The sequence below is a fragment of the Flavobacterium chungbukense genome, assembly GCF_020805785.1.
GTDB classification, from domain to species: Bacteria; Bacteroidota; Bacteroidia; order Flavobacteriales; family Flavobacteriaceae; genus Flavobacterium; species Flavobacterium chungbukense.
In genome coordinates this window covers 33706-59819 of record NZ_JAJGZV010000001.1, presented here as the reverse complement: position 1 = coordinate 59819, position 26114 = coordinate 33706, and the positions used below count along the sequence as shown (strand labels likewise).

At 32.5% G+C, this 26114-nt stretch carries 27 protein-coding genes; 14 read left to right on the top strand and 13 right to left on the bottom strand.

From position 1 onward, the window contains the following. Positions 1-119 precede the first annotated feature (119 nt). Together LL966_RS00315 and LL966_RS00310 are read right to left on the bottom strand one after the other, a co-directional pair. Positions 120-758 (bottom strand): peroxiredoxin, encoded by a 639-nt coding sequence (locus LL966_RS00315; protein ID WP_229349094.1) that lies wholly within the window; start codon positions 756-758, stop codon positions 120-122. A 110-nt stretch (positions 759-868) separates the two neighbouring features. Continuing rightward, on the bottom strand, positions 869-1780 hold the full coding sequence (locus LL966_RS00310) for an AEC family transporter (RefSeq protein WP_229349092.1): 912 nt from the start codon (positions 1778-1780) through the stop codon (positions 869-871). A gap of 253 nt (positions 1781-2033) precedes the next feature. On the opposite strand from LL966_RS00310, the gene LL966_RS00305 reads away from it, so the two are divergent. From LL966_RS00305 to meaB, 3 genes are all read left to right on the top strand, one after another. Further along, a complete protein-coding gene (locus LL966_RS00305) occupies positions 2034-2441 on the top strand; it encodes an RrF2 family transcriptional regulator (protein ID WP_229349090.1) in 408 nt (135 codons plus the stop codon). Positions 2442-2498: 57 nt separating this feature from the next. Then, the gene (locus LL966_RS00300) at positions 2499-3140 is read left to right on the top strand and encodes an NAD(P)-dependent oxidoreductase (RefSeq protein ID WP_229349088.1); all 642 of its coding nucleotides are present in this window, start codon (positions 2499-2501) and stop codon (positions 3138-3140) included. Between the two features lie 158 nt (positions 3141-3298). Then, positions 3299-4390 (top strand): methylmalonyl Co-A mutase-associated GTPase MeaB, encoded by a 1092-nt coding sequence (meaB, locus tag LL966_RS00295; RefSeq protein WP_229349086.1) that lies wholly within the window; start codon positions 3299-3301, stop codon positions 4388-4390. Between the two features lie 89 nt (positions 4391-4479). On the opposite strand, the gene LL966_RS00290 is transcribed toward meaB, so the two are convergent. The 3 genes from LL966_RS00290 to LL966_RS00280 are packed head-to-tail and all read right to left on the bottom strand — an operon-like array spanning position 4480 to position 8103. Further along, positions 4480-6414 carry an LTA synthase family protein gene (locus tag LL966_RS00290; protein ID WP_229349084.1) on the bottom strand — a complete coding sequence of 645 codons (1935 nt, stop codon included), beginning with the start codon at positions 6412-6414 and terminating at the stop codon, positions 4480-4482. Positions 6415-6461: 47 nt separating this feature from the next. Continuing rightward, on the bottom strand, positions 6462-6689 hold the full coding sequence (locus tag LL966_RS00285) for a hypothetical protein (protein WP_072973177.1): 228 nt from the start codon (positions 6687-6689) through the stop codon (positions 6462-6464). A gap of 28 nt (positions 6690-6717) precedes the next feature. Beyond that, the gene (locus LL966_RS00280) at positions 6718-8103 is read right to left on the bottom strand and encodes an MATE family efflux transporter (protein ID WP_229349082.1); all 1386 of its coding nucleotides are present in this window, start codon (positions 8101-8103) and stop codon (positions 6718-6720) included. Between the two features lie 187 nt (positions 8104-8290). Here LL966_RS00280 and LL966_RS00275 point away from each other — a divergent pair, with 187 nt between their 5' ends. Next, the gene (locus LL966_RS00275) at positions 8291-8812 is read left to right on the top strand and encodes a hypothetical protein (RefSeq protein WP_229349080.1); all 522 of its coding nucleotides are present in this window, start codon (positions 8291-8293) and stop codon (positions 8810-8812) included. Between the two features lie 184 nt (positions 8813-8996). On the opposite strand, the gene LL966_RS00270 is transcribed toward LL966_RS00275, so the two are convergent. Then, positions 8997-9875, bottom strand: coding sequence for a PPK2 family polyphosphate kinase (locus LL966_RS00270; protein ID WP_229349078.1), 879 nt, complete (start codon positions 9873-9875; stop codon positions 8997-8999). A gap of 247 nt (positions 9876-10122) precedes the next feature. Between LL966_RS00270 and LL966_RS00265 the strand changes: the two genes are divergently transcribed. The 9 genes from LL966_RS00265 to LL966_RS00225 all read left to right on the top strand — a co-directional run bounded on the left by LL966_RS00265 (position 10123) and on the right by LL966_RS00225 (position 18453). Next, a complete protein-coding gene (locus tag LL966_RS00265; RefSeq protein ID WP_229349076.1) occupies positions 10123-10788 on the top strand; it encodes a hypothetical protein in 666 nt (221 codons plus the stop codon). A gap of 24 nt (positions 10789-10812) precedes the next feature. Then, entirely contained in the window at positions 10813-11649 is an 837-nt protein-coding gene (locus tag LL966_RS00260) for a DUF6929 family protein (RefSeq protein WP_229349074.1), read from the top strand. A 22-nt stretch (positions 11650-11671) separates the two neighbouring features. Beyond that, on the top strand, positions 11672-12358 hold the full coding sequence (locus LL966_RS00255) for a DUF4304 domain-containing protein (RefSeq protein WP_229349072.1): 687 nt from the start codon (positions 11672-11674) through the stop codon (positions 12356-12358). Positions 12359-12623: 265 nt separating this feature from the next. Then, complete coding sequence (locus tag LL966_RS00250; RefSeq protein WP_229349070.1) at positions 12624-13124, top strand: RNA polymerase sigma factor; 501 nt, start codon at positions 12624-12626, stop codon at positions 13122-13124. Between the two features lie 2 nt (positions 13125-13126). Further along, positions 13127-14089, top strand: a complete 963-nt coding sequence (locus LL966_RS00245; RefSeq protein ID WP_229349068.1) for a hypothetical protein — start codon at positions 13127-13129, stop codon at positions 14087-14089. A gap of 69 nt (positions 14090-14158) precedes the next feature. Continuing rightward, entirely contained in the window at positions 14159-16327 is a 2169-nt protein-coding gene (locus LL966_RS00240; RefSeq protein WP_229349066.1) for a vWA domain-containing protein, read from the top strand. 52 nt (positions 16328-16379) lie between these two features. Continuing rightward, a complete protein-coding gene (locus LL966_RS00235) occupies positions 16380-16967 on the top strand; it encodes a phospholipid scramblase-related protein (protein ID WP_229349063.1) in 588 nt (195 codons plus the stop codon). A 113-nt stretch (positions 16968-17080) separates the two neighbouring features. Further along, positions 17081-17797, top strand: a complete 717-nt coding sequence (locus LL966_RS00230) for a 3-ketoacyl-ACP reductase (protein ID WP_229349062.1) — start codon at positions 17081-17083, stop codon at positions 17795-17797. 140 nt (positions 17798-17937) lie between these two features. Beyond that, a complete protein-coding gene (locus LL966_RS00225; RefSeq protein WP_317207114.1) occupies positions 17938-18453 on the top strand; it encodes a hypothetical protein in 516 nt (171 codons plus the stop codon). Between the two features lie 152 nt (positions 18454-18605). Here LL966_RS00225 and mtaB read toward each other — a convergent pair whose 3' ends face one another. Beyond that, on the bottom strand, positions 18606-19940 hold the full coding sequence (gene mtaB, locus LL966_RS00220; protein ID WP_229349059.1) for a tRNA (N(6)-L-threonylcarbamoyladenosine(37)-C(2))-methylthiotransferase MtaB: 1335 nt from the start codon (positions 19938-19940) through the stop codon (positions 18606-18608). A 486-nt stretch (positions 19941-20426) separates the two neighbouring features. Between mtaB and LL966_RS00215 the strand changes: the two genes are divergently transcribed. Next, on the top strand, positions 20427-20945 hold the full coding sequence (locus LL966_RS00215) for a hypothetical protein (RefSeq protein WP_184159805.1): 519 nt from the start codon (positions 20427-20429) through the stop codon (positions 20943-20945). A 79-nt stretch (positions 20946-21024) separates the two neighbouring features. On the opposite strand, the gene LL966_RS00210 is transcribed toward LL966_RS00215, so the two are convergent. The 6 genes from LL966_RS00210 to LL966_RS00185 form a co-directional block, all read right to left on the bottom strand. Beyond that, positions 21025-21555 carry a GNAT family N-acetyltransferase gene (locus LL966_RS00210; RefSeq protein WP_229349056.1) on the bottom strand — a complete coding sequence of 177 codons (531 nt, stop codon included), beginning with the start codon at positions 21553-21555 and terminating at the stop codon, positions 21025-21027. A 7-nt stretch (positions 21556-21562) separates the two neighbouring features. After that, a complete protein-coding gene (locus tag LL966_RS00205) occupies positions 21563-22366 on the bottom strand; it encodes a Cof-type HAD-IIB family hydrolase (RefSeq protein WP_229349052.1) in 804 nt (267 codons plus the stop codon). Between the two features lie 77 nt (positions 22367-22443). Further along, positions 22444-22662, bottom strand: a complete 219-nt coding sequence (locus LL966_RS00200) for a putative signal transducing protein (RefSeq protein ID WP_229349050.1) — start codon at positions 22660-22662, stop codon at positions 22444-22446. An 86-nt stretch (positions 22663-22748) separates the two neighbouring features. After that, positions 22749-23408, bottom strand: a complete 660-nt coding sequence (locus LL966_RS00195; RefSeq protein ID WP_229349047.1) for a DEAD/DEAH box helicase — start codon at positions 23406-23408, stop codon at positions 22749-22751. Positions 23409-23507: 99 nt separating this feature from the next. Further along, the gene (locus LL966_RS00190; protein WP_229349044.1) at positions 23508-24671 is read right to left on the bottom strand and encodes a sigma-54-dependent transcriptional regulator; all 1164 of its coding nucleotides are present in this window, start codon (positions 24669-24671) and stop codon (positions 23508-23510) included. 82 nt (positions 24672-24753) lie between these two features. Next, entirely contained in the window at positions 24754-26070 is a 1317-nt protein-coding gene (locus LL966_RS00185) for an ABC transporter permease (RefSeq protein ID WP_229349042.1), read from the bottom strand. Between the last annotated feature and the right edge of the window lie 44 nt (positions 26071-26114).

Genomic DNA, 26114 nt, shown 5'->3' with positions numbered 1-26114 from the left:
TCTCCACTCTTTTAAGTTATAAAAAATAAAGCGCTAAGATTTCACAAATTGAAATCTTAGCGCTTTTATATTAAAGACCTTAGAACCTTAGTACCTCAGTCACTTAGAACCTCAAAAAACTACTTATTCGGCTGCGGAGTCAAACGCAGATAAGGTTTAATTGGAGTATGTCCTTTTGGGAATTTTGCTGGAATATCGCTGTCTGGAATTGCAGATGCAATAACAACATCTTCTCCGTCTTTCCAGTTTGCTGGAGTTGCAACGCTATAATTTGCTGTCAATTGCAAACTATCAATTACTCGAAGTAATTCGTCAAAATTTCTTCCTGTTGAAGCTGGATACGTCAAAGTCAATTTGATTTTTTTATCTGGTCCGATAACAAAAACAGAACGCACTGTAAATTTGTCACTTGCATTTGGATGAAGCATATCGTAAAGATTCGCAACTTTTTTATCCTCATCTGCAATAATCGGAAAATTAACCTCCGTGTTTTGAGTTTCGTTAATATCTTTAATCCACTCCTTGTGCGAATCTAAACCGTCTACACTCAAAGCTATAACTTTAGTATTTCTTTTTGTAAATTCAGGAACATAGTTTGCTACAGTTCCCAATTCAGTTGTACAAACAGGTGTAAAATCTGCTGGATGCGAAAATAAAACACCCCAAGAATCTCCTAACCATTCATGAAAATTGATTGGTCCCTGCGTGGTTTCTGCATGAAAATCCGGAGCTATATCGCCTAATCGTAATGTTGACATAATTTAATTTTTTAGTTCCTCTAAAATTAATTAAAAAATGCATTTAGAAAACATCGAAAATGTAAAAAAAAGTTAAAATTCTACTTTCTCGATATAATTACTATTTTAAACTATATAAAACTTAAGATAAAGTACCAAACAGCAAGGGTTAAAAACGAAATTGGAATTCCAAAACCAATCATCATACTGCTTAATTTTGGCTTTAGACCATAAGTCGATGCCAAAATTGCACCAGTAATCATTGGCGCCATTGCAGTTTCCATTAAAGTGATTTTTATAACTTCAGAACGCTGATTGAAAATAAAAACGTATAGCACAAAAATCACAAAAGGAACTAAAATTAATTTAAAGAAAAGCCCTAATCTTAAAAACTTCCAATGCTGGCTTTTTCGATCGAAAGTTAATTGCAATCCAACAGAAAGTAAAGCCAAAGGCGTCACCAAACTTCCAATTTTCAATAATAAGGATTGAATATTTTCATTTAAATCTACTTGAAAGATGTTCATCGAACAAGCCAATACAAACATGATAAATGGAGGAAACAGAATTATTTTTTTGAAAATTTCTAAAGCGTTCGGACTTCCTTTCGAGTAAAAAGCTGCTGTAAAAACGCCAAGCGTAGACACCACCACAAAAGTTCCTGGCTGATCGACTAAAACGGCTGTTTCTAAACCTTTTTTCCCAAATAAAGCTTCAATAATCGGATAACCCAAAAAAGAACTATTGCTTAATCCTGCTGTTAAAATCAAACATCCTATCAGTTTATTCGACCAGCCATTTCTTCTTCCTAAAAAATGAAAAAATACAAAAGCTAAAATGTAAGTTATCCATCCCGCTCCTATTGGAAACAATAATTCACTGCTCCATTTTATTTTAGGAATATGATATAAAGTAATTGCTGGAAGGCAAAAATAGATTACAATTTTATTGAGTGTTTTATAGATATGTACAGGAAATTGCTTCACTCGCTGTAAAACTAAACCGAGTGCAAGGAATAAAAATATTAAGATAAAGTTGTTCATTAATTAGTGATTGGTAATTAGTCCATAGTAAATAGTAAGTTGTGTTAGCGGTGAGATTATAAGAATTTAAACTAAGTTCTGACAATACTTTTTACTAATTACTAGACAAAAGTAATGATTACTAAGTATTAAAAGCTAAAGACTATTTACTAATCACTAATTACTAAAGTCTAATCACTAATCAATAAAAAAAAGTTAAATTAGTATTTTGTATTACAAAAATGCATAAATTTGTAACATATTTTATTACAGTATGATTTCAGGTAAATTTGCCATAACGATTCACATTCTTACTTTGCTCAATAAATTTCCAAATGATTATTTGTCATCGGAGTTTATTGCAGGAAGCATGAACGTAAATCCAGTTTTGGTTAGAAAAGAAATTGCCAATCTAAAAGCACATCATATCGTAGAAAGTAAAGAAGGAAAAAATGGCGGAACAAAATTGGCCGTAAACTCTTCTGAATTAACATTAAAAGAAATATTTGAAATGACTTTTGAAACCATTGGTTTAGGTTTTGCTAAAAATCAGCCGAATCCTGATTGTCCTGTTGGAAAGAAAATCAATCAGAATTTAGAAGCTTTGTACAGTGAAATGAACGAGAAAGTTAGTGCACAATTGCAGAATATATCTTTAGAAGATTTTTCAAACCAATTTTAAAACTATTTTTTTACCCAAAACTGTAACATTTTTTATTACTAAATAAATTTATATATTATGAAAATCGCACTTATCGGAGCTACAGGATTTGTTGGCTCAGCAATTTTAAACGAATTGGCAGACAGAAAACATGAAATTACGGCTATTGCAAGAACTCCAAAAGACACAGCAAACGCAACTTGGGTTGCTGCAGATATTTTTAATGTTGACGCTTTGGCAGAAGTTTTAAAAGGTCATGATGCTATTATTAACGCTTATAATCCAGGATGGACTAACCCAAATATTTACGATGACTTTTTAGCAGGTTCTAAAGCTATTCAAAAAGCGGTTAAAAAATCGGGTGTAAAACGTTTCATTACTATTGGCGGTGCTGGAAGTTTATTTGTCGCACCAGATTTACAAGCAGTTGATACTCCAGATTTTCCTAAAGAAATTTATCCTGGCGCAAACGCGGCAAGACATTATTTAAATATCATTAAAGAAGAAAAAGATTTAGACTGGGCATTTTTTAGTCCTGCATTCGAAATGCATGCTGGAACTAAAACAGGAAGAACTGGAAAATATCGTTTAGGCTTAGAAAATCCAGTTTTTAATGACGAACAAAGAAGCATTTTATCTGTAGAAGATTTGGCAGTTGTTATTGCTGATGAAGTAGAAACTCCAAAACATCACCAAGTTAGGTTTACTGCGGGGTATTAATTTTTTTTAGGTTCTAAGGTTCTGAGATTCTAAGCTGCTAAGGTTTTACTTTCGAACTTATTAAATCGATATTTTAACAAAAAACAGTTTCTAAGGTTATATTCTACTTTTGAAACTGTTTTTGTTTTCTGTACTTTTACATTTCTAAAAAGTGCATTTTGTCAAATTTCAATAAACAAGTTGGAAGCCTTTCTGAAAAACCTGGAATTTCGCCACCTGAAATCACCAATATTTCGGCTATTAATCAAATTAAAACCAAACGCAGACAGCAACCTTCTTCTGACGAATTAATTACTGGCATTTTAGACGGCAACAGAACTTCTTTGAGCCGTGCCATCACTTTAATTGAAAGCACCAATTCTGATCATTTTCAAAAAGCAGACGAAGTTGTTCAAGGCTGTTTATCGCACGCAAATAAATCAGTTCGTATTGGAATTACTGGCGTTCCTGGAGTTGGAAAAAGTACTTTTATTGAAGCATTTGGAAAACATCTGACTGAATTGGGCAAAAAAGTAGCTGTTCTAGCAGTTGATCCGAGCAGTTCGCTTTCGAATGGAAGTATTTTGGGCGACAAAACCCGAATGGAAGAATTAGTTAAAGATGAAAATGCTTTTATCAGACCAAGTGCTTCTGGAGAAACTCTAGGAGGTGTAGCACGCAAAACCAGAGAAACGATTATTCTTTGCGAAGCTGCTGGATTTGATACTATAATTATTGAAACAGTCGGTGTAGGGCAAAGTGAAACTGCCGTTCATAGCATGGTCGATTTCTTTTTACTTTTAAAGATTTCTGGTGCAGGCGATGAACTTCAAGGCATTAAACGCGGTATTATGGAAATGGCAGACGCAATTGTAATCAACAAAGCCGATGGCGATAATATCAAAAAAGCCAATCAGGCGAAAGTGGAATTTAATCGTGCTTTGCATTTATTTCCTCCAAAAAACACAAACTGGCAACCAAAAGTTACTACTTGCAGCTCTATAACCAAAGAAGGTATTTCTGAAATATGGAGCACCGTTTCTGATTATTTTGAATTGACAAAAGAAACGGGTTTCTTCCAAGAAAAAAGAAACGAACAAAATCATTTCTGGATGATGGAAACCATAAACGAGCAGTTGAAACAAAATTTCTATAATCAACCGGAAATAATTTCTCTTCTGAAAGAAAACAAAAAAGCAGTGCAAAACAATGAAATTTCACCTTTTGCAGCTGCTCATGATTTATTACAACTGTACTTTAAAAAACAGTAACTTTTTTTAAACCATATAAGTAATATAAGAAAATTTAAGTTTTAGCTCATGCTGTTTAAATGAACTTACATTACTTATATGGTGGGAAATTATTTCTTTCGCAGTTTATATTTATTTTCTTTATACAAATTTCCCGCCGTAATTACATGTGCCAAAGCGTCTTTTGCTAACTCTTCGTTTAATTTCACGGGAACTAAAGTCGTATCATTTTTAATTTCGAATTGCAATGGTTTCAAATTCGGTTGCATTATTACCACTTGGTTTTCTACTCTAAAAGCATTGATATCATTAAACTGCATAATAGATCTTCCCTGCACTTTAGGATCTAATTTATTCAAATTTCTTCCTACCATTGGCGTTTCAAAAGGAAGTCCTAAATAACTTAATAATGTTGGCGGAATATCAATTTGACTTGCTAATCTATCGTAAACTGCCCCTTTTGGAACACCAGGTCCCAGAATAAATGCCGGAATGTGAAATTTATTTATTGGCACTAAATTCTTTCCGTATGTTCTTGTATTATGGTCTGCAATTACGATGAAAATAGTATTTTTAAAATAAGCTTCTTTTTTAGCCAATTCAAAGAATTTACCAATAGAAAAATCGGCATATTTCATAGCGTTATTTACCGTTGCAGGTTTTTTATCATAAGGCTTTATTCTTCCCGCTGGATATTCAAAAGGTTCATGATTGGAAGTCGAGAACATCAAAGAGAAAAATGGTTTATCTCCTTTTGATTTAAAATACTGATTGGCTTTCGTTACTAAATCTTCATCAGAAAATCCCCAAGTTCCTTTGAAAGCATACTTATTTCCATCTGACTCAAAATCAGTCTGATCGACAATATCCTGAAAACCGTTTCCGTTGAAAAATGAAGCCATGTTATCAAAATTTGCCATTCCGCCATAGATAAAACTAGTATCGTAACCTTTTTGTTTTAAAGCATCGGCAAGCGTAAAAAATCCTTGTTGAGAATTTCCTAATCTTACTACACTTTCAGACGGTGAAGGTAAAAAACCAGTTACAACTGCCTCTATCCCGCGAACACTTCTGGTTCCTGTGCAATATAAATTGGTGAATAAAGTTCCTTCTTTAGATAATTTATCAAATTCTGGAGTTAATGGTTTTCCTCCTAAAATACCAACATATTCAGCACCTAAGCTTTCCTGCAAAAAAATGACCAAATTATATGGTTTTTGTCTTAGAGAATCTGGCTGCTGTACATGCAGAAACGGAATCTCAGCATCTGTAAAGTCATTTGGACCTGCAATCATGTATTTCTTTACACGAGCAATTGCTTCGGCCTCATCCATTTTACCGTACATCTTTGTGTTTCCTTCGTTTTTGATAGAATAAGCGGCAAAAGCAATCGTATAAAACGAATTTAAACCAAGTGTATTAGTTAATTGATCTGTCGAAAAAACAGCATTACTGGCATTAATTGGACGTTTTGAAGTTAAACTAGAACGTGCTCCAAAAAACAATAAAAAAGCTAGTAATGGAAATACCATCAATCTAAATTTATAATCTGAACTAGCTGTATAAAAAAGTTTTTTTCCTTTTTTGAAGGCAAAGTAAACTACAACTCCTAAAATTAGGAATGTAACAATAATAGAAGTCAAATAGCTTTTTAAAAGCATTCCTATAACTTCTTGCGGATAAATAAGATAGTCTAGAAAAATCTTATTTGGACGAGTATCGTACTGTTTGACGAAATCTGGAGAAGCTAATTCTACAAAAAGAATTAAAAACAGGAATATAAAACTGTAAATTACTAAAAATTTATTGGTGAATTTTATCCATTTATTTGGTAAAAAAGTAATAAGCAACGCTGGAAGAAACGACAAATAACAAAGTAATATTAAATCCATTCGAAGGCCGATTGGAAAAATGTACCAGAAATCTGGTGTTTGCTCCACCCTTTCTTTAAAAATAAAAAACAAAAAGATTCGGCTTAAAGTTGTAATCAATAAGCCAATTGCTATAAAATTAAAAATAGGTTTTAAAAAAGATAAATTCTTCATCAATAAATTTTTAAGAACGTAAAAAAAGCACAAATATTAAAACGCAATTACTCTTCGTAACGGTTTATTTCGCGATCATAAAATTCATTCGCTTTTTCGATTAAACCTTCCATTTCAGCATTTAATTCAGCTTCGTCAAGATCTTCTGCTTCTTCTAAAAACTCAACCTCATCATCTTTCAAATTAATGATAAATCTTGGGTAATCAAGGTGAATGATGAAAATATCGTCTGGAAAATCAGTATTATCTCCAAGTAAAAATTTAGGTAATTCCATGTTTATTTTAGTTTATAAGACCTCAAATTTAGCTATTTGAAGCCGAATTAATAATTAATTTTTTAGTTAAATAATGAAAGCGGATATAAAGAAAAACAGCTGCCGCGGTTAAACCTGCCAATAGACCAATCCAAACTCCCTGCGCTTTCAATTCCGTATGTTCCCCTAAATAATAAGAAATAGGAAAACCAATAACCCAATAAGCTACAAAAGTAATATACATTGGCACTTTTACATCCTGCAGTCCGCGTAAAGCGCCTAATACAACAACTTGAATTCCGTCTGAAATCTGAAAAACGGCAGCAATTAAAAGTAATTTTGAAGCAATACTGATTACTTCTTCATTATCTAGAATTTGTCCTGTATTTTCCATATTTAAAAAGATATACGGAAGATAATCATGAAAAGCGATAAAGAAAATAGCAAAAACTGTTTCTAAAATAATCGCCAGCAAGAAAATAGAACGTGCTACAACAATCAGTTTTTTAAAATCCATTAGACCTCGTTGATTGCTTACTCGAATCATAGAAGTTACGCTTAATCCCATTGCAAACATAAAAGTCATCGATGCCAGACTCAACGCAATTTGATTTGCTGCTTGACTTGTTTTTCCGATATTACCGCAAAGCCAAATCGACGCTGTAAACAAAACTACTTCAAACAGCATTTGCATTGCAGATGGAAATCCGATACTTATAATCTTTTTAATAGTTGATTTTTGGATTTCGTTGAAACTGAAATTCTTAAAAAAACGTTTCAAATCATCTCTTCGCGAAAGCATAATATGCATAAACATTACCAAAAATATTCTAGAAATTACCGTTCCTAAAGCAGCGCCGATAATTCCCATTTTTGGAAAAATCCAAATTCCGTAAATTAAAACATAGTTTATTCCAACGTGCAGCACATTTGCCATAACCATTGCATACATAGAATATTTGGTTAATGACATTCCGTCTGCAAATTGCTTATAACCTTGATACATAACCAGAGGAATAAGCGAAAAAGCAACCCAACCCAAATACGGTTTTGCCAAAACAATAACATCTTCTGGCTGTTTCAATAATTCCATTATTGGTTTTGCGCACATAATCACGCTAAAAAGTACCAGGCCTAAAATGGTACACAGAAATAATCCATGATGAAACGCAGAACGAATTTTAGTATCATTTTTCTCAGCATCTCCTTCTGCAACAATTGGAGTTATAGCTGTTGAAAAACCAATTCCAAGTGACATGGCGATAAAAATCATACTATTTCCTAGCGAAACTGCTGCCAGTTCTGTACTTCCTATTTTTCCCACCATAATGTTATCGACTATACCAATTAAAGTATGGCCCACCATCCCTAGAATAACAGGATAAGCCAGTCTTAAATTATACGAAAACTCTTTGGTGTATTGCTTTAAACTCACTTGTAATCAATTTTAGTCGGCAAAGATAGTTAGAAGCTTCGAATTCTATCCTATTAATAAAATTATATACCAATTTTAAGACAAAAATAAGACGAACTCAATATTATATAAAGATTTTTAAAAATTATATAACAATATGCCAATACCTCCGTTTTACTTTTACATTAATAACTCAAATATATAAGCCATGAAAAAATTACAGATTATTTGCCTAGCTGCTTTTGCATTTTTATTCTCTAACACAACTTTCGCTCAAGAAACAGAAGCAACAAATTACGATCAGGGATTTAGATTAGGATTTGGCGTAAATGGAGGTTTACCAACCGATGGCGATTACGACTGGGCTCTTGGAGGAGACGTTCGTTTACAGTATGATTTATCTAAAAAAACATCATTAACCTTGACAACAGGTTTTACTAATTTATTTAATGGCGACAAAGATGCCGCAGGAAATGACATTAAAGATTTAGGATTTATTCCGGCTAAAGCAGGTTTTAAAGCCTTTGTATTAAAAGATCAATTTTATGTATTAGGAGAAGTTGGTGCTGGTTTTGCCGTAACAAACGGATACAACAACACTACTTTTTTATGGGCTCCAGGAATTGGATATGCTAACAAGTATATCGACTTGAGTGTACGTTACGAAGATTACCACGATTTTAGAACCAACCAAGTAGCATTGCGTGTTGCTTATGGTTTTAAACTATAAAAAATAGGTTTAATTTATTATTTTGTTTTTGGATAAAAACCGACAGATCGCATAGTCTGTCGGTTTTTTTATTTTATAAAATTCTGATAACAAACAAAAAAATAAACCCGACAAATTTTAGAAATTTGTCGGGTTTATTCGTTTATAAAAATTATCTAATTATCAAATTGACACATTTTCTAATTTAACTTTTCTCCAAAGTCTTTTTGTAAACATCAAAATTATCTAGAATTTCTTTGTCTAAAGGCGGAACCTGAATATCGGTATATTGCTTCATTTCTTCCCAAATAATCTTCGCTACAATATAACGCGCCATATCTTTATCGTCGGCTGGAATGACATACCAAGGCGCATGTTCTTTAGAAGTCTGATTAATCGCTTCTTCATAATATTGCTGATATTCATCCCAATGTTCGCGTTCTTTCAAATCTCCAGGCGAAAACTTCCAATTGTGTTTTCCTTCTTCTAAACGGCGTAATAAACGGCTTTTCTGCTCGTCTTTACTCAAATGTAAAAAGAACTTCATAACTATAGTTCCGTTTTCGGCTATGTGTTTTTCGAAATTATTGATTTGATCAATTCTCTTTTCCCAAAATTTAGGCTTAATATCGTCAACGGAATTAATTCCTGGTAAATTCTCTGCTAAAATAAATTCTGGATGCACGCGCGTTACCAAAACATTTTCATAATGTGTTCTATTAAAAATCGCAAATTTCCCTTTTTCCGGAAGTGCAATATAATGACGCCACAAATAATCATGTTCCAATTCGGTTGAATTCGGCGTTTTAAAACTATGTACTACTACTCCACGCGGATTAAATTCTTTAAAAACTTCACGAACCAAACTATCTTTTCCAGAAGTATCCATTCCTTGCAGGCAAATCAAAACCGAATATTTATTGTGCGCATACATGATATCCTGCAAATCGCTCAGTTTCCCTTTTACCTTCTCCAGCTTGTCTTCCTTTTCATCATCGTCAGCGTCGATATTTAAAAGAGTTGGAATCTTCTTTAATTTAATTTTATCTACAACTCTAAAATCTTTTGGATCTATTGACTTCATATTTTCAAATTTTGTATTATAAATATAGTAATTTTACGAAGCATATTCCTGCTATTCATTGCAATACTTTTCAATAAATTGCTTTTTTCTAAAGCCATAACAAGAGTTTATCCCGATGCATCGGGAGTCGCTTTGTTCTGTCAAGAAAAAATCCAATTTCTTTTCAATGTATTTCTCCCGAAGCTTCGGGACTATCAGGGCTAGGCAGTTATTTTCAAAAGAACTTTCTAAAATTTCAAAATTTATAATGACGAAAAAAATTGTCTTTTTATTTTTTATCAGTATAATGTGCCTTGGAAATGCACAAACAAATCAAAAAGTTAGCATTGATGAGTTAGTTTCAGATTATATTAAAGAACTTCAAAACCAAAAAATAGATACTATGTGTATTTATAAAAGTTATTGCGTAGGTTCTATAATGACTTATGACGAACCCTTAATCGGTACGAAAGAAACTTGCATTGATTATTTAACTAATGAACCTGTTTATGTATTCTGCAAAGAAGATGGAAAAACTTTTCTAACTAAAATTAATTATTGTTGGAAATTTTCTAAAATTGAGATTCTTAAAGATGATCTTTGGAATCTTTACTTTTCGCACAAAGTTTTAATAGACATAGAAGAGATTAAACCATTTGAATATAGACCTCCAACCATTGATGGAAAAAAAATAATAAGATATATATCAGATGTCGATCATTCCTGTCATAAAAATTTCGAAATCTTAATAAATAATAAAAAAATAGAGAAGGATTTTGATTTTTATAAATTAGAAGAAAAAAATAATTCTGGAATAAACATTAATTATCAGCACAATATCAACTTAAAAAGCAAATTAGTAATTGATATTCTTGAAAAAACAACTTCAGAAGCAGAAAAAAACAATACATTTAAAAAGATAAAGTCGCGTTAATAATAGACTTTCAAAACAAAATTCATGGAAAAATTCACCTTAGAAATATTATTTCAAATTATCGGAATCGGTTCGGCATCAGGATTATTTTATAATAACGATGCGCTTTACGTAATTGGCGACAATAGCGGATTCTTATACGAATACAATATGCAAAATCAGCAATTGCAACAACACGCTTTAATTGATAATCCGACGCAAAATATTCCAAAAAACTTAAAACCAGATTTTGAATCGTTGACGCATCATAATGACACTCTTTATGTTTTTGGTTCGGGTTCTACCGAAAACCGAAATAAAATGATAGAATTTGATCTTAAAAACAAAGCCGTTTCAAAGAAAAACAATCTAGTCGATTTATATGCTTTAATGCAAAGTTTCGGAGAAATAAAACCAGAAGATTTCAATCTGGAAGGCGCGATTTTCGATGGCGAAAACTGGTATTTGTTTAATCGCGGAAATGGCGTTTCTAACAAAAACACCATTTTTACCATTCATGCTAAAAAACTAGACGAAGAATTTGCTTTAATTTCTGTTAATTACAAATTGCCAAAAATAAAAGGCGTTCGTTCTAGTTTCACTGATGCCGTTTTAGTAGACAATAAAATCTATTTTCTTTCTACCGCAGAAGACACCAAATCGACTTATGACGATGGCGAAATCTTAGGAAGTTTCATTGGCAGAATCGATCTTAAAACCATGAAAATCGATTTTACGCAAAAAATAACCTCAACCAATAAATTTGAAGGTTTGACTTTCTACAAAAAAGAAAACAATAAAATTGAATTTTTACTTTGTGAAGATAATGATACTGAGCTTTTAGAAACTAAGATTTATAAATTGACATTGCCGATTAAATAAATTTAGCAAAAAAATTCTCAAAATGGAAAAAAATATTCAATTAGAATTTGACGAAATTTTAAAAAATCTGATAAATCCTTTTTTCAAAAAACGCGGATTTAAAAAACAAGGAAATAATTTCAATAAGAAAATAAACAACTTAGTACAAGTAATAAACATTCAAAAAAGCAGACAGAATCAAGAAGACAATGTGTCATTTACAATAAATATAGGCTTTTTTGATATTGAAATCTATTTAGAAAATTCAAGTCAAATTCCAAAATTTATTCATGATTATGATTGTCAAATCAGATTTCGTATTGGATCTGTTGTTCATGGAAATGATTATTGGTACGAACTAACCCAAAAAACAAAAAAAGAAGATTTAGAAATTGAAATACATTATGATTTGACTAATTCTTTAATTCCAATTTTTGAAAAAGTCATTGACCTTAATCATTTAAAGGATTTTATTTTAAAAAATGAAGTTGTTCAAATTACTACAACAGCGATTTATAAGATTAAAATTTTCATTAAAACTAATGAATTTAAAAAAGCTGAAGAATTACTTCAATCTGAGTATCATCGAGCTTTAAATCCAAAAGACTATGTTTCAAAAACAATTCTTCCGGATGGCACCGAAATTATTAAAACATCAAAATCAGCAATCAACACTAAATATCTTGAAATCTTAAAAAAAATTGCTGAAACAAATGGTGTTGTTTTGTAAAACTGAAAAACCAACTTCGTCAATCTTTGTCGAGCTACTTGCGAAGATTCCTCGTCCCTCGGAATGACAAGTTTGCAGATAATTACATAACGTTAGACAAAATACAGTGCGTCTTCCCAGTCAAAACCTTTGTAACTTTGTTTCTTTGTAACTTTGAACTTTAAAAAAAAATTACAACCATCCCAACCTTTTTATCTTTTTATCTCTCTATATAAGAAAGACAACAATTGTGATAAACGAGACTCAAATAGCAAACTGTAAAAAAATGCACCGCGACGCCCAGCGCGAGGTGTACGAATACATGGCACCTAAGTTGTACCGCCTTTGCAAAAGATATTTAAAAAAGGAAGAAGAAATTGAAGAAGCTTTGGCTGATGCTTTCTTTACCATTTTCACCAAACTAGATCAGTTAAAAGAAGCTTATGCTTTTGAAGCTTGGGCTAAAAGAATAACTGTAAACCATTGTTTGGCAACGATTAGAAAAGCAACCAATTTTAATATGTATCTCGACGACGTAAAGTTGCTTTCGCAACCTTCTGTCGACGAACTAAACACGTTAGAAGAAGAAGATTTACTTAATTTATTAAACCACATTCCAGACGGCTGTAAAACTGTTTTTAACCTTTTTGTTATTGAAGGTTACGGACATAAAGAAATAGCCGAAATGCTGAAGATCTCCGAAGGTACCTCAAAATCACAATTGAATGCCGCTAAGACCAAACTGAAAGAACTGGTTAATAAACTGTATTATCAAAAAGCAAAATAGTCATGGACAATCAAGATAAATTATTCGATAAAATAAAACAAGCTTCGCAAAATGCCGAGTTTAAAGACTTTCCCGGAATGGAAAAAGTCTGGTCGCGCGTTGAAGAAAAACTGGACAAAAAAGAAGATAAGAAAAAAATCGCATTGTGGAAGAAAATTGCCGTTGCTGCTTCGCTTCTTTTACTGATTTCTGTAGGTTTTCAATTTTTGCACTCTGAAAAAGATGCCGTAACCGAATCTCCAAAAGTAGTAATTCAGGAAAAGGAAAAAGAGCAATCTCAAAAATCTGTTTTAGATCAAAAAAATACAAATCCTTCATCAGATTCTGGAATTGTTTCCAATGAAGAAGCGGTTAAAATTTTAGAAAATCAAACTAAAAATAGAGAAAGAGTAACTTTTGAGGAAAAAATATCACCAAACATGGAAATTGTTGAGTCAATATCCGAACCAGCAACTATGTCAGACGCGATTGTTTCTGCAAATGCCCCTCTTAAAAGTTATGCTTCCGAAGATAAGATTGCTACTAGAAAAGATTCTATTCTTGAAAGCCGCTACTATGAAACAAAAGAAAGAGAATCAGCAAAAGTAGCTTATGCCGCAGCACCCACTCAAAAAGCAAAGAAAAGCACTCCTTTGGTAGTTCTTAACGGAAATGCAATGGCGCATAGTGACGATGCCAAAAAGGATAAAATGCTTCGAGAAGAAATGCCAAATTTTAGTCCAGAAAATGTAGATTCATTGGTAATTTTAGATGAACCTTTATACATTATTGATGGCATTTATTATTCTGAAAATGATTTATTTGGAAAAAAACCGACGAGTCCATACGCGCCTTTGGATAAACAGGAAATTAAAACCATAACTATTTTGCAAGACCTTGAAGCGACTGAAAAATATGGCGAAAAAGGTAAAAAAGGAGTTGTAATTATTACCACAAAAAACGGAAAACCAGCTCCGAAAAAGTAATCTAAGCTTTGTCAAAGTCTGCAGCTTTGACAAAGCAAAATCCGAACATTAATCTTAAAACTTATTATCATGAAAAGTCTAAAACTTATTTCATCGGCTATTGCTATGCTTATATGTTTCGTAAGCATGGCGCAAGAAAGAACTATTTCTGGAATCGTTTCAGATGAAACAAAACAGCCGCTTCCAGGTGTAAATATTTTCAATCAGACAGCAAAAACTTCAGCTGCTACTAATTTTGATGGACAATACAGCATTCAAGCTAAAAAAGGCGATCTTTTAGTCTTTACTTTTATCGGATACGATTCGCAAAGACAATATGTACAAGATTCTAATATCATTAACATAAAAATGCGTGCCTCTCAACAAACTTTAAACGAAGTTGTAGTAGTAGGCTATGGAAGAAGTAATTCGGAATATGAAGACAGAAGTTATGCACGCGCCGAAAAAAGAAAAGAAAAAAGAGAGGCTTCAAAAGCACTTCAAGGAAAAGCAGCCGGAATTCAGGTTTCTAATAATATTGCGTATGTTGCTGCTCCAAGTCAAAATTTTCAAATGCCTAGAGAATCTGTATCAATTTCTCCAAAAAATGAACCCATATATATTGTTGATGGAGTTCCGGCAAAAGCCAATCAAATAGCAAGAATTAATCCGAATGATATTGATAATGTTTCTGTTTTAAAAGACAAAAACGCGACTTCAGTCTATGGAAGTAAAGCTTCAAATGGAGTTGTTGTTATTTCGACTAAAAATGAACTTTACAAAAATCTTTCAGAAAAGGAATTAGACAAAAAATTAAATATTATTCCAATTCCAGCACAACCAACTCAGGAAGATTATGATGCATTTGTAGAAAATGCTTTCGAAAGTCCAAAAACGGCTCCGCTTTCTACTTTTTCTATAGATGTTGATAATGCTTCATATACCAATATCAGACGTTTTTTAAACAACGGACAGCAAGTTCCAAAAGATGCGGTTCGTGTAGAAGAAATGGTTAATTTTTTCAAATACACTTATCCTCAGCCTAAAAATGAACATCCATTTTCTATCAATACAGAAGTGAGCGATTCTCCTTGGAATTCAAATAATAAAATCTTAAAAATTGGTTTACAGGGAAAAAATATTCCAACTGAAAATTTACCTGCTTCTAATCTTGTTTTTCTAATTGATGTTTCGGGTTCGATGAGCGACATGAACAAACTGCCTTTATTGAAACAATCATTAAAAATTTTAGTAAATGAATTAAGATCAAAAGACAAAGTGGCAATTGTAGTTTATGCTGGCGCGGCTGGAATGGTTTTACCTCCAACTTCTGGCGATGAGAAAAAAACAATTATAGATGCATTAGATAAATTACAATCTGGCGGAAGCACAGCTGGAGGCGCAGGAATTGAATTAGCATATAAAACTGCAACAGAAAATTTTATTAAAGGCGGAAACAATCGTGTAATTCTGGCGACTGATGGCGATTTTAATGTGGGAAGTTCTTCTAATTCTGATATGGAAAAATTGATTGAAGAAAAAAGAAAAACAGGCGTTTTCTTGACTTGTTTAGGCTACGGAATGGGAAATTACAAAGACAGCAAAATGGAAATCTTAGCCGATAAAGGAAACGGAAATTATGCTTATATCGACAACATTCAGGAAGCCAATCGTTTTTTAGGAAAAGAATTTAAAGGTTCGATGTTTGCTATCGCGAAAGATGTAAAAATCCAGATCGAATTTAATCCGAAGCAAGTTCAGTCGTATCGATTGATTGGTTATGAAAATAGAAAATTGCGTCCAGAAGATTTTAAGAATGATGCCATTGATGCGGGAGAATTAGGAAGCAATCATACCGTTACGGCTTTGTATGAAATTATCCCTACTGGTGTAAAAAGCGATTATTTGATTGCACAGCCAGATGATTTAAAATATACTAAAACAGAAACCAATTCTAATAATTACACCAACGAATTGGCAACAATTAAATTCCGTTACAAAAAACCTGACGGCGAAAAAAGCATTGAAATGGTTCAAACAATTGAGAATAAATCTATTGCAATAAACAAATCTAGCGATGACATGAAATTTAGTTCTGCCGTAGCTTGGTTCGGATTGAAATTGAGAGATTCAAAATTAATTGCCGACAAATCTTCTGAGGCAATTGTAAAATTAGCAAAGCAAGGAAATTCAAACGATGGCGAAGGTTATAAAGCGGAGTTTATTCGTTTAGTTGAAACTTCAAAGCAGTACAATTAATAAAAATTTTATTACATTTGGGCTTTTTAAAACATTAATTTTTTATACTCGTATGAATCCCATTTTAAGCCAAAATCTATTTTTAGTAAAAGAACATGTTGGAATGTTTAAAGCTGCAAACAATTACGACATTTACAATCCAGAAACCAATCAAATCATTATGAACTGCCGAGAAAACAATCTTGGTTTTTTCACTAAAATACTTCGTTTTACCGATTACAAAAGAGCAACTCCGTTTAATATTGAAATTACAACTGCTGCTGGCGAAAAGTTAATTACTGTGAGAAGAGGTGTTGCCATCTTTAGATCGACAGTTGAAGTTTTAGACGAAAAAGATCGTTTGATTGGAACTTTCAAACAAAAATTCTTTTCTATTGGAGGAAAGTTTGATATTTTGGATAAAAATGAAAGACCTGTTGCAACTTTACAAGGAAAATGGACTGGCTGGGATTTCAAATTTTCTCATGAAAACAAACAATTGGCTCAGGTAAGTAAAAAATGGGCTGGATTAGGAAAAGAGTTTTTTACGAGTGCCGACAATTATGTTCTTCAAATTGAAGATACAGTTGCAGCTGAAAGTCCGTTGAGACAATTGATTTTAGGAGCTGTCATGTGTATTGACATGGTTCTGAAAGAATAAAAAAAGTTGTTAAACTTAGATTAAGAATATATTTTAAAGCATCATTTTAGTTTGCAAAAGCTTATTTTTGTAAGACTTAAAATGATGCTTTCTGCATTTCTAAAATTACAATCATGACCGACTTAAAAAATAAAAACGCACTAATTACAGGTGCTGGAAAAGGAATTGGAAAAGCTGTAGCAATTGCTTTAGCAAAAGAAGGCGTAAACCTTATTTTAGTTTCAAGAACTCAAAACGATATTGATCAATTAGCTTCAGAAACTGCACAACTTGGCGTCAAAACGTTAGCTTTAGCTGCCGATGTTTCGGATATTAATTCTATAAATGCTGCTGTAAAAAAAGCTTTAGCCGAATTTAAACATATCGATATTTTGATCAATAGTGCTGGAATTGCTTCCTTTGGAAAATTCTTAGAATTAGAACCAGAAGCTTGGGAACGAATTATTCAGGTAAATTTAATGGGAACGTATTTCACCACTCGTGCGATTATTCCAAATATGATCGAAAGACAAACTGGAGATATTATCAATATTTCTTCGACTGCCGGATTAAACGGAAACGCTTTGACAAGTGCTTACAGTGCTTCTAAATTTGCTGTTTTAGGTTTAACCGATTCTTTGATGCAGGAAATGAGAAAACACAATATTCGTGTTACAGCTCTAACGCCAAGCACAGTAGCAACTGACATGGCAAAAGACTTAAACTTGACTGACGGAAATCCAGAAAAAGTAATGCAGTCTGAAGATATGGCAGATTTGATTATTGCACAGTTAAAACTAAACCGAAGAGTGTTTATTAAAAACAGCAGTATTTGGTCAACTAACCCATAAAGAATAAATTCCAATTTTTGAAATTCCAAATTCCAATTGCTTTGAGATTGGAATTTGGAATTCTAGTATTGGATTTAAAAAAAATGTAGACCCGAAGTATAATTTGAATTTGGAATTTAATTATTGGAATTTAAAAAAACATGATGGAACAATATTTAAGACAATTAGTCGAAATAGAATTTCAGGATAAAAAAGAAATCTTCAGCGGATTTTTAATTGATTATTCTGATGAATGGATTTTACTTCGAAATAATCCTGTAGATTTTATTTTAGATGGTTTTGTTATTTTGAGAAATAAAAACATTGAAGCAATTCACCGAGACGAAGAACACATTTTTACAGAAAAAGTCATTCGCTTAAAAGGCATAAATATCAACACAGAAGATATTATTCCAATTCAAGATTTGAATTCGATTGTAAATTTTCTTGATAGAAAATACGGAATTTTTCAGCTTGCAAAAAAGTCTTCCAAAGCAGTTTATCTAGGGAAATTAATTTCTCTTACTGAAGAAGAACTTTTGATTGATTTCTTAGAAACGAGAGGTAAATTTGGAGGAGAATTAGGTTTTAATCCAGAAAAAATTCGAGTTATTGAATTTGATACAGATTATATTAATTCTCTGAAATTGCTAGTTTCTGAGAATCAGAAGAAATAATTATGAAAAAAGCCCTTTAATTAAAGGGCTTTTCTGTTTTTTGTCATTCCGAGGAACGAGGAATCACACTAGTAATTCCGTATGCTATTATTGCCATTCTTTGTAGAGTTTCGAGTGTGATTCCTCGTCCCTCGGAATGACAAACCTTACGTTTAAACTTCCGCCAATTTATTCAAAAACTCCAAACGAACACTTCCATCTTCGTCGATTTTTGTAAGGTTGATTTCTTGTAAAGTATTTACCAATTCTGGATTCCAAGGTGTTTTTACTTTTACATAATTTTCCGTAAATCCGTGAATGTATCCTTCTTTATTTTCACTTTCAAAAAGAACCGTTCTGTTTGTGCCTAATTGACTTTCGTAAAAAGCACGACGTTTTTTAACTGACAAACCGCGAAGCATTTTGCTGCGTTTTGCTCGTACATTTGAAGGAACAACGCCTTCCATATCTGCTGCTTCTGTATTATCTCTTTCTGAATACGTGAATACATGTAAATACGAAATATCTAAATCATTTAAAAAATGATAGGTTTCTAAAAAGTGCTCGTCTGTTTCTCCTGGAAAACCAACAATAACGTCAACACCAATACAAGCGTGCGGCATTACTTCGCGAATTTTATTTACACGATCAATATAAACTTCACGTAAATAACGGCGTTTCATCAATTTCAAAATATCATTGCTTCCCGATTGTAACGGAATATGAAAGTGCGGTACAAAAGTTCTGCTTTTAGAAACAAATTCGATTGTCTCATTTTTCAATAAATTCGGTTCGATAGACGAAATTCTCAAACGCTCAATTCCTTCTACTTTATCTAAAGCCTGAACTAAATCTAGAAAAGTATGTTCGTGTTTTTTATTTCCGAATTCGCCTTTTCCGTAATCACCAATATTTACACCGGTTAAAACAATTTCACGGATATTTTGAGCTGAAATTTCTTTGGCATTCTTCAAAACATTTTCTAAAGCATCACTTCTAGAAATTCCTCTTGCCAACGGAATTGTACAATATGTACATTTATAATCACAGCCGTCTTGTACCTTTAAAAATGCTCTAGTACGATCTCCAATTGAGTAACTTCCAACATAAAAATCGGCTTCGGCAATTTCACATGAGTGTACTTCACCCATATCGTTTTTGCTTAAATCATGGATATAGTCCGTGATTTTAAATTTTTCTGTCGCTCCTAAAACCAAATCGACACCATCAACAGCAGCTAATTCTTCTGGTTTTAATTGTGCATAACAGCCAACAGCAGCAACAAAAGCTTTATCATTCAGCTTCATTGCTTTCTTTACCACTTGCTTAAACTGCTTATCTGCATTTTCTGTTACAGAGCAAGTATTAATGACATAAATATCTGCCATTTCTTCAAAATCGACGCGGTCAAAACCTTCGTCATTAAAATTTCTGGCAATTGTAGAAGTCTCTGAAAAATTCAGTTTACAACCCAGTGTATAAAAGGCAACTTTCTTTCTATTTTCCATAATCTGTCTTAAATTAATGAAATCGTTGTCAAAAAATTTAAGGCTGCAAATTTACAAACAATATTCATCAAAAGAAAGCGATTAATTTACTTCGAATCAATATTTTGCGTTAATGTAAATTTTAAAAATATTAAAAACATATTTTTTTGCTTCGAATTGTGCATTAAAACTACATCCCTTAAGCTGTTTTTTAACATTTCAATAAGAATAAAATGACAAAATAATCGATTAAATGCAATTTTTACCGATTAAATACAATTTTTATTTTTTTAAATTGAAAATTTCTTACATTTACTCTTGTTATATTTCTTTGGTAAAATAAATTCGCATTTAAGAATTTTAACAAGCTTTAATTAATTTAATAATAATTCGAACATAACAATTTTGAATTCTAATCGTTATGTTGTTGTTTTGTGTTACAAAATGAAATGGGAAAGCCGAAAACCAAAGAGAGTAGGCAAAATTAAATTACAAATACCACGCTTTATGAAAGCATTTTTACCCACGATCTGCTTGATGTTCTTAACCCTTTTTAGTTCGCAAGCGCAAACTAATACTCCAGCTGCAAATCCATTTCCTACGATTAGTACATTGACGACTTGGGCTAGCTTTAATTCACAACAGCAATTTGATGTTGCTATTCGTGCAGTAGGGTTTAAGTTTGAAGTTAAAGAACCAGGTGAAGGATCTACAGCTTACACTTATATTCGTAAAGTAACTGTTAACGAAGTAAATTATACTGACAGAATTGTATATAGAATTACAAATAATAATTCTGCAAGTATTATTTCTTTAGTAACTGCTTCTACTGACTTGGTTAGTTTGTATACTCCACAATTAACAACTTTTAAAAATAACAACTGTAAAACAGAAATGTCTAAAGACAAAAACACAACTTGCAGCTGTTACGAAAGTGCTAATTTTGCAATCGATCTTTGCGATGAGCGTGTAAAATTAACAATGGGTGATGGAAATAAATATTTTGTTTCTGTAGCTAAAAAATAATATTTTAGAAATAGTACTTCTTTAATTGATTCCAAATCTTTACTGACTTTTAAGTATGTAAAGATTTGGAATTCGTTTTTTATAATAAGTCTGGATTTTTAAGTTCGTACCAAACTTCTAATTCTTCATCATATTGAAAAGAATTCACAAAATGGAAACCTAATTTTTCCAGAATTTTTCTAGAATTTTCGTTTCCTGCATCTGCATAAGCATAAAGCATTTCTACTTTCATTTCGTTAAAAGCATAATCAACAAAAGCTTTTCCTGCTTCAGAAGCATAGCCTTTTCCCCAATATTTTTCAATAAAACGATATCCTAACTCGTAAAAGTTTTTGTAATTATTGATTTCGTCGGTAATATATTTTATGCCAGACCAACCAATAAATTCGTTTGTTTCTTTCAAAACAACGGCCCAACGACCAATGCCAAAAGCCGCATATTGTTTTTGAACGATTTTAATATACTCTACACTTTCTTCAATTTGTTTTACTGGTCTGTTGCCTACAAACAAATGAACGTTAGGGTTAGAATCCAACTCAAACATACCTTCTGCATCAGAAAGCTGTAACTCTCTTAAAACCAACCGATCTGTTTCTATTGGATTTTTCATTTTTTTTTTAATTTAAAATATAACGTGTAATTACTTCCGCAACTCCGTCATTATTATTTGAAGCCACAATTAAGTCAGCTTTGTCGCGTAATTCAGGCGTCACATTATCAACCCAAACTCCTAAACCTGCATATTCAATCATAGTCAAATCATTTCCTGCATTTCCTACAGCGATAATTTCGCTTTGAAGAATTCCCAGCTTTTCCGCCAAAAGTTTCAAACTTGCCGCTTTATCAATGCCTAATTGTGCTACTTCTAAGAAAAAAGGCTTAGAAGTTGAAACGCTTAGATGCGGCATTGCTTCTATTAAATCTTTTTCTACTGTTTTTAAATAGGCTGGATCTTGCAATAAAATACATTTTACGGCTGGACGATCTACATACTCTTTGAAACTAGAAACTTTATGATGCACCATTTTAGTGATGTCTTTTTCAATCTCAATATATTCAGAATCGGTTTCGCTGATTATTTCATTATCCAAATACGTAATGATATGTGTATTTTTTTTAACACTGTAATCGTATAAAGCGTGAATTTGTTCAACCGTTAATTTCTGTTCAAACAAAACCAAATCGTCTTTTACACGACTAATTATAGCTCCATTAAACGAAATCATATAAGAATCGTTTAGATCCAGTTGAAGTTCTTTCGCATAAGCGGTCATTGCCGTGGTTGGTCTTCCAGAAGCTAAAACAACATAAACGCCTTTTGCCTGCGCTTCTAGTATCACTTTTTTATTTAAATCTGATATTCTATGGTCGTCTGTCAACAAGGTATCATCCATGTCGAGCACTATCATTTTGTATTGCATTTTTTTTAGTTTTCAGTCGCAGTTTTCAGTCGCACCTTCAGCAATGGCTGAAAACTGCGACTGAAAACTGAAAACTTTTAAAGACTCATTCGAAATTCTTCAATAACTGGATTTGCTTTTGCGAAATCTGTTTCTTGAATAAAAACCTCAACTGCCAAATCTGTCCCACCGAAACCACCCAAACGAGCTGACTGAATATTATCTTTTTTTACTGTTTCTACTCCAGCTTCTTCTAATCTTTCTTGTAAAGCGATAGCTAATATTTCGCTTCCTGAAAACACTTTCATTAATCCCATGATCTTCTTTATTTATTCTAATATTATAAATCAAAAATCCCGCTTTCCAATAACTGAGACTGAAAACCGGGACTCTATATTATTTTTTATTCTTCTTCAATATCTTCATCTTCTTCGTCAAGCTCTTCTCCTTCTTCATCCATATCAAACAAAAAAGGTTCAACTAACATTTTATCTGCCAAAATTTCTACGCGTTCTGTCAGCGTTTCAGCAAAAATAATACGTTGTGTCTTTGCAATACTGCCCGAAATACGCATAATTTTTGTTTCATGACGTAATCTCAAAATTGGATCAGCATCGTCAAGAATTAGCATTTTTAATCGGTTTACATTGTAGCCTGCCGTACTAAACATATCGTTTAGTTTTGTTGGAGTTCCAATTAAAACATCAATTCCTGTAGAAATGTAGTTTTTATCATAATCCATATCTCCTTTTTCATTAACGCCGTACACTTCTAAATTGGTGTATTTTCCATATTTCTCAAAAAGTTCGACCATTTCTAAAACCTTAGCTTTATCCTCCACGATGATCAAAGCTCTTGGAGATTCTTCAGTCTGCCCAGCCAATTGCTGAATTACATTTAAAACAATCGTTGTTGTTTTTCCCGATTCTTTTGGAGAAATAACAATACAATCTGCACCACTTTTTATAGTTGAAAAAGTTTCTAACTGTAAAGCATTTGCTTCTGTTAGACCATTTTCAATTAAGGCATCTTGTAACTTCTCGTTTATTTTTTTTAGTTTCATTTTTTTTTAGCTTTAAGCTTTAAGCTATACGCTATAAGCAAAAATTATTCATATTTTAAAAGCCTAAAGCCTGTAGCTTAAAGCCTATTGCGCGAAGCATTACTTGCTTGCGAACATTTTTACATCATTTTCAGAGATTTCGTTTCCTCCTAAAATGATTAATCTTTCAACCACATTTCGAAGTTCACGAATATTTCCTGTCCAATCGTATTCCTGTAATAATTTTATGGCTTGTGGCGAAAATATTTTCACCACATTTCCTTGTTCTGAAGCGATTTTTTCAGCAAAATGTGAAATCAAAGCTGGAATATCGTCTCGTCTTTCGTTCAAAGGTGGCACTTTTATTAAAATAACAGCCAGACGATGGTATAAATCTTCTCGGAAACGACCTTCTGCAATTTCTGTTTTCAGATCTTTATTGGTTGCTGCAACTACGCGAACATCAACTTTAATATCTTTATCGGCACCTACTCTGGTAATCATGCTTTCTTGAAGTGCACGTAAAACTTTGGCTTGCGCCGAAAGGCTCATATCTCCAATTTCATCTAAGAAAATCGTTCCTTTATCAGCTGCTTCAAACTTTCCCGCACGATCTTTAACGGCAGATGTAAAAGCACCTTTTACGTGTCCAAATAATTCACTTTCAATCAATTCACTCGGAATAGCTGCACAGTTTACTTCAATTAAAGGAAAATTAGAACGTTCGCTTTTTTCATGTAACTGATGTGCTACTAATTCTTTTCCTGTTCCGTTTGGTCCCGTAATCAAAACTCTAGCTTCGGTTTGCGCCACTTTATCAATCATTACTTTAATGTGATTGATAGATTCGCTTTCGCCGATCATTTCGTAATTCTTGCTGACTTTTTTCTTTAGAATTTTATTTTCAACAACTAATTGTTTTTTATCTAAAGCATTACGAACGGTATTCAATAAACGATTCAAATCTGGCGGTTTCGAAATATAATCAAAAGCTCCTAAACGCATGGTATGAATTGCAGTTTCCATATCACCATGACCTGAAATCATAACCATCGGAATTTCTGGTTTTATCTTTTTTACTTCTTCTAAAACCTCAACACCGTCCATTTTTGGCATTTTGATATCGCACAAAACCAAATCGTAATCGTTGTTTTTTATTTTTTCAAGACCAGCAACACCATCTTCGGCTTCATCAACTTGATAGGTATCATTTTCTTCTGATAAAATTTTTACCAAAACTCTTCTGATTGCTGCTTCGTCTTCTATAATTAGTATCCTACTCATTCTTCGTAATTTTCAATTTTAAAAATTCCAAAACCCAACCATTGGAATTTGGGATTTATTCCCATTCTTTTTGAATTGGAATTTAATACTTTAACCATTTATACAATTCTTTCCAGGTCGGTTTTTTGCCGTACATTAAAATACCTACTCGGTAAATTTTGGCTGCGAACCAAACTACAAGGAAAAAGGTAGCAAACAATAATGATACCGAAATTGCAATTTGCCACCAAGGCACTCCAAACGGAATACGCATTAGCATTACAATTGGAGATGTAAGCGGAATCATTGAAAAAATTACTGCAACACTTCCGTGAGGATTATTTACAACCGTAAAAAATCCGATGTAAACACTCAAAATAAGCGGCATTATGATTGGCAATAAAAATTGCTGAGAATCGGTTTGATTGTCAACGGCTGCTCCAATTGCGGCATAAAATGAGCTGTACAGAAAATATCCTCCGATAAAATAAATCACGAAACCTATTAATATACTGGCAATTGGCAGATTCCATAATTCAGCAATATACATTTGTGCAGATCCTGAAAGTTCATGCTGAGCAGATTGCATTAATTCTGGCGAAATTCGAGCTGTTGGACCAACATTAACCCCAAAAAATGCCGAAGCAGCAAACATTAATCCTAAACCAATAATGGCCCAAATCATAAATTGTAAAATTCCTGCCAAAGAAGTTCCGACAATTTTCCCAATCATTAACTGAAATGGTTTTACCGAAGAAATAATAATCTCGATAATTCGGTTTGTTTTTTCTTCAATAACGCTCCGCATTACCATATTTCCGTAGATGATAATAAACATCATAATTAGGTAACCAAATGCACCGCCAATTCCGATTTTAATTTCGTTTAACCCTTTTAGACTTTCTTCTCCAGAAGCTTTTACCAAATGAATATTAACCTTTGATTGGGCTTTCTGGATCGCCAGAGTATCTAGTTTTGCTTCTTCCAGATTTAATTTAGTAATTTTTGATGCAATGACATCTTGCGTATTTTCAATAAAAGAAATACTTGGACTGTTGTTAGAAATAAATTCAACTTTCCCTTCTAAATCGTTAACATTTGTTGTTTTCGGAATAACAATTAAACCGCTAAAACGCTCTGTTGCAATACTGTCTTTTAGAGCTTTAAGATCGAATTCTGATAAATTATAAAACTTAAACTCAGAACTGTTTTTATTTTCCTTTAAAAAATCGGAAACAAAAAGTCCAGTTGAGTCATGAATCACAATGCTTTTGGTGTCTGCTTTCATTGAACTCAAATACCCAATAAATACTGCAATTGCAACAAACAAAAGCGGACTCAAAAAAGTCATGACAACAAAAGATTTATTGCGAACTTTAGCAATAAACTCTCTTTTTATAATTAATGAAATAATACTCATTTCTTTATTTTAGATTTTAGATTGTTGACTTTAGATTTTAGATT